Origin of the sequence: Acetobacter sp. DmW_136, assembly GCF_008690365.1 — a bacterium.
Classification (GTDB): domain Bacteria; phylum Pseudomonadota; class Alphaproteobacteria; order Acetobacterales; family Acetobacteraceae; genus Acetobacter; species Acetobacter oryzifermentans.
Window position 1 is genome coordinate 1 of the sequence record NZ_VHON01000049.1, and the last position, 4,707, is coordinate 4,707.

The following is a 4,707-nucleotide window of genomic DNA, read 5'->3' on the forward strand; positions in this document are numbered from 1 at the left end:
GATATGACCGCTGCGCACACACTTTCATGTCCGCTATCCACATCGCAGCAAGCTTCATCTTCTACCTCAAAGAATGAGTCCTGAGCCTAGTGGACGAAATTCCGGCTTCCATGGATTTTCATCAGGCATGGTATCAAGTATCGCGCCTAATTGATGTTGTTGATGCCGGTTAATATGTAGTCCTTCGGCTGTCATCGTTGCGATCAAGAGCGCCTCAACCGCATAAAAGAGTTGATTGACTGCATTTCGGCTGCGTGCCTCAAGAAGTGTTTTTGCATCATGAAGGTAACAGCTTGCCAACCATATCTGCGCGCCGATTTTTTTCGCAATGGGATCAGACTTTTCAGGCAACGCGAACACCTTCACGATGTAAGACATACGACAAAGTATTCGGCACGTTGATTGCTGAACGGACTTCAATATCGCGTTCAGCGACAACATCAGCAATCAACCCGGCGCTTCGCCCAATAGACCAGGTCGTAACGGGATTAAGATCATTATCAGTGGCCGTATTGGGGAGGACGAGGAAAATGTCCCAGTCGCTATCTGGCCGGTTTGTCCCATTGGCGCGGCTACCGAAAATCCAGACCTGTTTGGCCTTGAGTTGTTTTTTCGCGAGTGCGACAAGGGTCTTCAGCTTTGGTTCGCCAGCAAGCAGGTCATGCGCACGCTGATTGTTATGCCTTCTGCGCTCTACGGCGTTTGCTTGAATTTCTCCAGAAAGGGCACGTTCTCGTTTCTCGCCGATAATCATGGTTTGCATCTTGAATATCCGCTCAGTGTTCTAGTGTGCTTTAGGTTCTTTACCACATATTGCAGAAAGACGTCAGGTCTCTCAATTCTAGGACCTGTTAGGGCTTGATCCAGTCTGCTGCGGCAGCGATGTGGATGACGGCGAGGAACGCTGTTGCTGTTTTTTCGTATCTAGTTGCGACAGCGCGCCACTCCTTGAGGCGAGCCCAATGGTTCTCAACGAGATGTTGGCACCGATAGACCCATTTTGGGCAGGCGACCGCTCCATTACGTTGTTTCGCTGGGATGGCGGGTCGTGCTTCCATACCTCATCTCCGTTCACTAAAGGCGTTTGGCGCGTAACCCTTGTCCGCCACGACCCACAGGGGAATGACGGGAAAGCTGTCGAGCATAGCTGGTGACAGAGGCAGTTCATGAGCTTGTTCTGGGGCCAGAGCAAAACCGAAGGCTTTTTCTTGTCTATCAGTGATCACGCATACTTTCGTGCCATACCCGCGGCGAGGGTGGCCAAGTGTTTCACGATGGTCTCGTTCTTCGAAAGAGGTCCCTTTTTTGGGCTCCTGCCGCTTTGCCGTGAGCCCAGATGTTCGTGTTATCCAGAAAAGTCATTCCGAGCGTCACTCCGTGTTGTTCCTGAACCAGTTCGAGCAGACGCTCCCATCCGTCGAGTTTCACCCGGCGGATGAAAAGCTGCGTTGCCCGCCACCAAGCACCCAGTTCAGCGCGGATACACCGTCATTTCGTGCCATTCTCATTGGCGCTAGAAAATCGCTGCTATCGTACGCCGCAGGTCATGGGCGGCGTCTTATCTCTTGGGCGAAGCGTCTCAATCAGAGGTTCCCAGATCAACCATGTCTCGTTCGTAAAAGTGCCTGTTCCGTCCCCTTCTTCCATCCTCGTAATATGGGAAGAGTTTCAAGATCTAACAGGTCCTAGCTGTTTTCTATGTTTCATATGAGTGGTGAACAGGATTCCATTGACATCGTATCCGCGCTTGCTGATTCTGTCATCAACGACACTTATGTGATATAGACCATGAGTAAGAAGATGAGTCAGGATGCCTTGTGCGGTTAACTGACCAGGTTCTCCATCGGTGTATGTGAAGTCAAATACTGCCTGTCGATCATGTTCAGACAGATTTGTCTCATAATTTATCAGCCAATTGTCTGTATTACGAACACTTGTGATCAGTTCGGTCGCTGAAGGTAGTTTATCAACTACAGTTTTTGAATAAACGTGTTTCGTTTTCGTTAGATGTGCGCGGAAAATCTCGTCGACAATATTGATATGTGCTAACCAGAACAGGATTGTTTCGACGATTTCCTGATCACCTGACTTTTCTGCATTCATAAGACATGTAATCAGATTTTCATCCATCCACTTTTTGTATTCCATTAATCCTGACATATTAATCCTTTGTTTCATTTCTGATGAGTCGTTCACATTCAAACGGAGTAATCATATCGGCCAGAGTGTAGCGGTCGAGAACGGACATCATCGCCTGCATTGTTTCTGACAGAACCCCTCGGAGTCGACATGAGGGCATAAGAATACACGTGCCCTCTCTTTCACAAGTTTTGTGGCTGAGGCAATCAAGCAAGCTCATGTCTTCTTCCATATAACTTACGACTGCACCGATACGTATCGTTTCGGCCAACCTTCCCAAACGGATACCACCATTGCGACCACGCAGGGTTTCAATAAAACCACCTTTACCCAGACGATGAATCACTTTGACCATGTGAGTTTCAGAAATCCTGTAGGTCTCAGCGATCTCCCGAATGGAAGACAGTCGATCAGTTCGACTACCCAGGAAGATCAGTGCACGGAGCGCATAATCGGTCTGCAAATTAAGTTTCATACCTACAGCATGCATCTACTTGACAGATTTTCCAAGATGTCTGACACAAAAGGTGTATGGACTATGAACCTTAAAGGATCGAATCACAATGTCCGCCCCACTCGACGAAAAAACACGCGCTCTCGTTGTTGCGACAGTTCCAGCTCTCAAAGCGCACGGTCTTGCGATTACGGAAGAAATGTACAAGCGTCTTCTGTCGCACCCCGAAATTCGAGATCTCTTTAATCTCTCCCATCAGCGGGATCTGGAGCAGCCCAAAGCACTGGCGCTGGCTGTTCTCGCGTATGCCGAGCATATCAATGATCTTGGAAAGCTGCGCGGCATGGTCGAGCGCATTGCCGAAAAGCATGTTGGCCTGAACATTTTGCCTGAGCATTATCCTTTCGTTGCAGACGCGTTGATCGGTGCTATCAAGCACGTTCTCGGCGATGCGGCGACTCCGGAAATTATTGATGCATGGGGTAAAGCTTACTGGTTTCTGGCAGATGTCCTGATCGGTCGAGAAAAACAGATCTATGACGAGCACGAACATGCTCCTGGAGGCTGGAAGGGGTGGCGTGAATTCACGGTCCGAGCACGGCACAAAGAAACGCCTTTCATTACTTCGTTTGATCTGGTTCCAGTCGATGGAAAGCCGCTTTTTCATCATAAGGCCGGCCAATATCTGAGCTTCAAACTTGATATTCCGGGTCACGGGTCACAACGACGTAATTACAGTATTTCTTCAGCACCTGGGGCCGACCATTACCGTATTACTGTCAAGCGTCATGATCAGGGGGTAGTCTCAACGTGGCTTCACGACAGTGTGCAGGTCGGTGACATTCTTCAGGCCGCTAATCCAGCGGGTGATTTTTTTCTGGATGAAGCCAGTCATGCCCCGGTCGTTCTTCTGGCGGCAGGCGTTGGTCTCACGCCGCTGATCTCTATGATTGAAGATCTTGTCGCAACACATTCTGGTCGTAAAATACATTATGTTCTGGGAGCCGACACAGTTGATCTGGCAGCGTTTGTGCCTTTTGTGACGTCTCTGGCGACTGCAGGAAAACTGACAGCTGAGTTCTTTTTTGCAAAGGGCAATGTTCCTGCGGGAAACCTTCCAGGACAGCCTGTTGCGCAATCCAATGTTGCTTCATCAGGATGGCTGCATAGAACACTCAGTCATTTGACAGGTAGCAAGAGAACAATACCAGAAGCTGTCTCTTCTGCGGGTATTACGGTTCATTCAGGTCATATTACACAAGATTGGCTGCGCAAAAACCTTGATCACGCAGCGACCTATTACATCTGTGGCCCGGATTCTTTCATGCGCGACATGATTGAAACTTTGCGTAACGAGCAGTTGTCAGGCTCTCAGATCCGCTATGAGATTTTTGGCTCCGCATCTGATCCGGCTCTGGTGATCTGAAACCTGTCAGACGACCTTCTCAGAAAGGAGGAGGTCGTCCGGTCGCTTTTTTTCTGTTTTCTTAAAGTTTTAGCCAGAAAGTCCGTTCAGGATGTCCAAGACGTCATTAGTCAATCGTGCTGACAGGGATCCTGTCAGCACTGTCCTGAAGTGGGTTTTACTTGTTGTCGGGTTTGCTACCGCGATGCTGCTGTTCTGGACAACACTCAGGACATATCAGGGTGTTCCACCTCAGCCTCAGAGATTTGTTTCCCGGTCCGGGGATGTCATCATGACTGCAGATGACATTATCGCTGGTAAAGGCGGGTTCCAGAAAGCAGACCTGATGGATTATGGCAGTCTGTATGGTATGGGCTCGTATTATGGAGAAGATTACACAGCATCCTTACTAAAAAATATTGCGCTTTCAACACGGGAAAATTATGCACACGATGTCGGAGAGAGGACCTTTCCCCATCTGTCTCCGGAAAAGCAGACGGTTGCGACAACCCATATGCGTGAGGATCTTCGTGGCATCGATCTGACACAAGACACGGTTGTGTTACCCGATGCCGTATGGTAATCCCCCCATTTTTAGTGGGGCATTGAATGAGAATTCAGGCAGCTGTTTTTAGTTTCTGGGCGGGGGTTAGCCCGCTGTTCCCCATGTTGGGTCTGTCATGGTTATATGTCCAGAGCCATTGTGTTG

The 4,707-nt window shown here is 49.1% G+C and carries 6 protein-coding genes and 1 pseudogene; 2 read left to right on the forward strand and 5 right to left on the reverse strand.

The window, feature by feature from the left end; genetic code table 11:
• Positions 1-66: 66 nt before the first annotated feature.
• From FKW31_RS13720 to FKW31_RS13740, 5 genes and pseudogenes are all read right to left on the reverse strand, one after another.
• The gene (locus FKW31_RS13720) at positions 67-351 is read right to left on the reverse strand and encodes a hypothetical protein (protein WP_150178816.1); all 285 of its coding nucleotides are present in this window, start codon (positions 349-351) and stop codon (positions 67-69) included.
• Positions 344-763: a nucleotidyltransferase domain-containing protein gene (locus FKW31_RS13725; protein ID WP_006115565.1), complete on the reverse strand. Its 420-nt coding sequence runs from the start codon at positions 761-763 to the stop codon at positions 344-346. The genes FKW31_RS13720 and FKW31_RS13725 overlap by 8 nt, the downstream gene beginning before the upstream one ends.
• Before the next feature lie 88 nt (positions 764-851).
• A pseudogene (locus FKW31_RS13730) lies at positions 852-1,647 on the reverse strand (IS5 family transposase).
• 21 nt (positions 1,648-1,668) lie between these two features.
• On the reverse strand, positions 1,669-2,160 hold the full coding sequence (locus FKW31_RS13735) for a DinB family protein (RefSeq protein ID WP_035366749.1): 492 nt from the start codon (positions 2,158-2,160) through the stop codon (positions 1,669-1,671).
• Between the two features lies 1 nt (position 2,161).
• A complete protein-coding gene (locus tag FKW31_RS13740; protein WP_026019419.1) occupies positions 2,162-2,614 on the reverse strand; it encodes an Rrf2 family transcriptional regulator in 453 nt (150 codons plus the stop codon).
• A gap of 88 nt (positions 2,615-2,702) precedes the next feature.
• Here FKW31_RS13740 and FKW31_RS13745 point away from each other — a divergent pair, with 88 nt between their 5' ends.
• Positions 2,703-4,019: a globin domain-containing protein gene (locus tag FKW31_RS13745; RefSeq protein ID WP_003631267.1), complete on the forward strand. Its 1,317-nt coding sequence runs from the start codon at positions 2,703-2,705 to the stop codon at positions 4,017-4,019.
• A 184-nt stretch (positions 4,020-4,203) separates the two neighbouring features.
• Positions 4,204-4,581, forward strand: coding sequence for a hypothetical protein (locus tag FKW31_RS16470; protein WP_408736665.1), 378 nt, complete (start codon positions 4,204-4,206; stop codon positions 4,579-4,581).
• Positions 4,582-4,707: the final 126 nt, after the last annotated feature.